The sequence below is a fragment of the Priestia sp. P1_B12_1 genome (assembly GCF_056406695.1).
Window position 1 is genome coordinate 1 of the sequence record NZ_JBFTZR010000047.1, and the last position, 3252, is coordinate 3252.

Annotated in this window: 2 protein-coding genes and 1 pseudogene; 1 reads left to right on the forward strand and 2 read right to left on the reverse strand. The window is 35.6% G+C overall.

Annotated features, from left to right (window positions below; translation table 11 throughout):
- Positions 1-865: 865 nt before the first annotated feature.
- Together AC1D0Y_RS29325 and AC1D0Y_RS29330 are read right to left on the reverse strand one after the other, a co-directional pair.
- Positions 866-1651 carry a YibE/F family protein gene (locus tag AC1D0Y_RS29325; protein WP_477708432.1) on the reverse strand — a complete coding sequence of 262 codons (786 nt, stop codon included), beginning with the start codon at positions 1649-1651 and terminating at the stop codon, positions 866-868.
- Entirely contained in the window at positions 1648-2784 is a 1137-nt protein-coding gene (locus tag AC1D0Y_RS29330) for a YibE/F family protein (protein ID WP_477708433.1), read from the reverse strand. The genes AC1D0Y_RS29325 and AC1D0Y_RS29330 overlap by 4 nt, the downstream gene beginning before the upstream one ends.
- A gap of 219 nt (positions 2785-3003) precedes the next feature.
- Here AC1D0Y_RS29330 and AC1D0Y_RS29335 point away from each other — a divergent pair.
- A pseudogene (locus AC1D0Y_RS29335) lies at positions 3004-3252 on the forward strand (IS6 family transposase); the annotation flags it as partial.

Consider the following 3252-nt stretch of genomic DNA (forward strand, 5'->3'; position numbering starts at 1 on the left):
AAAAGACGGAGTGCTTCCTTTAGATGATGGTATGGATGACTTTATGTACCCTGTAAATAAAGATGTTACGGATTCATTTAATAGTTTCTCCAAAAACTTAAAGAAATAATTGATATACAGAAAAGCTCTAGAGTATTAACTCAAGAGTTTTTTTATTCATTAAACTTATTTCATTAAGTAAATACTAAAGTATTTCATATATTATTAAAGTTTCATTATTTACTCTACTTGACGACAAATTGTGAGTTTTTCTACTATGTGTGTAATACTTAACGTTAATTTTAATAAAGTACGTTAAGTATTATGTAAAGGTTATTATTATTATTATTAACTATATATTATATAGTATGAAACTATATAATTTCACTTAAATACAACAGCGTTTACTTAACAGATTAAATTCAACAAAGAAAAAAATCTTGAGTTATTACTCTAGAGTTTTTTCTGTTTACCAATTGGCTAATAAGACTTCTTTTTATATTTAGATAAGATTACTCTTATAACAAGCCCTCAGTTTTTATTAAGGACACAATAGAGAACAGCAATCCTGTTAGAGAACAGCAATCCTGTTAGAAAACATGATATTGTAAGATTGTTTAGCTGAAAGAGAGTGAAAAGCAAGAGGGTTGATATACATGTCCAAATTAACAATGAATCAGAGTTATATTCGGTTATGTGCCGATTTCCTTTTCAAACCTTAATAAGCTTTGAAAAGGAAATTCTAAAAACGTTGATGAATCAAAGTTTTTAGAAACATATGTTACACTATGAAAAACTCAATTATTAAAGTTTGAGATGGAAGGTTCAATCGGTTAATAATATGAGTAAAACCCTCATTCGAAGAGGTTTTTTTTGTTTCTTCTATTTAGTTCTCCTTGCTTTCTTTCAATGCTTTTTCTCTAGCTTTCACAGAAAAATAGGTATTGATCCAAGCTGTAATCGGAATAATGAGAGCTACTCCAATCCCCGCAAAGAAAATGGTCATCATTTCCGCACCAAAGATTTTGGAGTTCACGATCGCACCGATGGAATAATGTAAGTCCTTAAACCAGATGAGAAGTGCGAGATAGCCTCCAAAAAAGGCAAAGAACAGCGTGTTCGTATCAGTGCCAAGAATGTCCTTTCCGATCCTCATTCCAGACAAGAATAAATCTTTTCTGCTGATTGAAGGGTGATGCTTCATTGTTTCGCCCATTGATGAAGTGATTGATATGGCAACCTCTGTAATCGCACCGATTGTACTGATGATCATGACAGAAGCTCCTATTTTAACGTAATCAATGCCTACAAAAAGGGAGAAGACAGCAAGCTCTTCACTCTCTTCTTCACCGTACCCTTGAATCATAGATACGTTCACGATCACCTCAATTAATACAATCAAAAGAACAATCGTGACAATTGTAGAAAGAAAAGCAGTTCCTGTTTTTCCATCTACGTTATTAATGAAAAAGAGATTAATACAACTAATGATTGCACATGAAATTAAAGTGATGATGACTGGATTCATTTGTGGGCCCAACATAAGAAAAATGGTAAACATAAGCACACCAAAGTTCAAAAACAAGGATATAAAAGAGCGCATTCCTCTATATCCGCCAATTAAAATCATTAAAACAAGTAGGATCAGTGACAGGATGACTAATGCATTCATATTCTTTTCCTCTTTTGGTTAATAAAATAGATAGATGTGTACACGGCGATTGGGATGGTTAGCATAATGCCAATTCCTCCTGCCAGTGCACGTGCAATCTCTAAAGAAAGGTTCATGGAAAGGGTAAACCCTAATGGTGAAGCATTCTTTAAATACAGAATCATGGACGGAATGGATCCCGCCGCATAAACAAAAAACAAGATGTTGGTTAATGCGCCCATGACATCTCTCCCAATGTCCATTCCTGATTTTCGAAGTATCGTTAAGCTTATCTTTTCATTCTTTTCATAAAGCCCAAAGAGGGAAGAGGAAATGGTAATTGAAACATCCATGACCGCCCCTAATGATCCAATCAACAAGCCAGCCATAAAGACAATTTCATACGGACGAGTCAAAAATTGCATTCCTTCATATCTTAATCCGTTTCCATTTGTAAAATGGACCACGGCATACATAACTCCTAACGTTAGGAAGATGCCCAGCAGTGTGGATGTGATCGAAGCGTACGTCATTTCATTTACACCATTGAGGAGCAGCAACGAAATGACTGTAAACAAGATGACCAATATACTGCAGATGAAAACTAAGCTTTTGTATGAACTGTTCACGTAAATATCCAATGCGAAGGACATCAGAGCAGCATTAACCACCAAGCTGATCAAGGCAAGGAATCCCCGTTTCTTACCAACAAAAAGGAGCGTGAAGATGAAAAGCCATCCGACAAACAGAACGTACTTGTCTCGCTTGGCATTCTTAATGGATCCGGTTAAGTGCTTTTCTTTTGAAGGCTTATCAATTGTAACGAAGATTTCATTACCGGGTTTATACTTTTGATCATAAGCGCCAGATGAGGAGTATTCATTTTCTAAATGAATAACTTTCCCTTTGTCTTTGCCGTTTCTTATTTCGGCTTTGATACTTTGTTTATAGGTTTGGTCCTTATTGTTATGCTGATCGATCACTTTCTCTTTACTTTGCAAATGGGTGCTCAACACTTCAGCGATCGGCTGCTTGTAGAATGAGCTATTATGATTCACAAAAATGATGGAGAGGACAAAACAAAACACGATAAGGGAATAAACCACCCATTGTTTTCTAGACATCTTTTTCAATTTATTAATGATCATTTTAATCTCGAATTCCTCCATTCGGAAGGGGTCTGTTCTATACTCATCAGAATTGTTATAGCTTATATTTACTTAGTGAAAAAAGAGAGAACAATGCATTGTATCATGGATGAAGGGTCGAAACAAAATTTCCGGTTCCGGTGCAAAAACTTCAAGGTATTTGCATGTACTCTCTGAATCTTGGAAATACTGATACTAGTACTCTAAAAAAGAGACGTGATCAGTATGGAAAAGCAGAGTCTATTTATGTGGAAATATTATCAGCCGGACACTATTTTATTAACCGTCAGATGGTACCTGCGTTACAACCTTAGCTTTCGTGATGTAGTCGAAATGATGGAAGAACGAGGTCTATCTATTGCCCACACAACCATTATGCGGTGGGTTCATCAATATGGACCAGAATTAGATGAACGCGTACGACGTCACCTTAAGACAACAAATGATTCTTGGCGAGTGGATGAGACCTATGTG

Bases quoted from the DNA above. Each gene is read 5' to 3' on its own strand.
- AC1D0Y_RS29325 (WP_477708432.1), bottom strand. From the start codon at position 1,651: ATGAATGCATTAGTCATCCTGTCACTGATCCTACTTGTTTTAATGATT.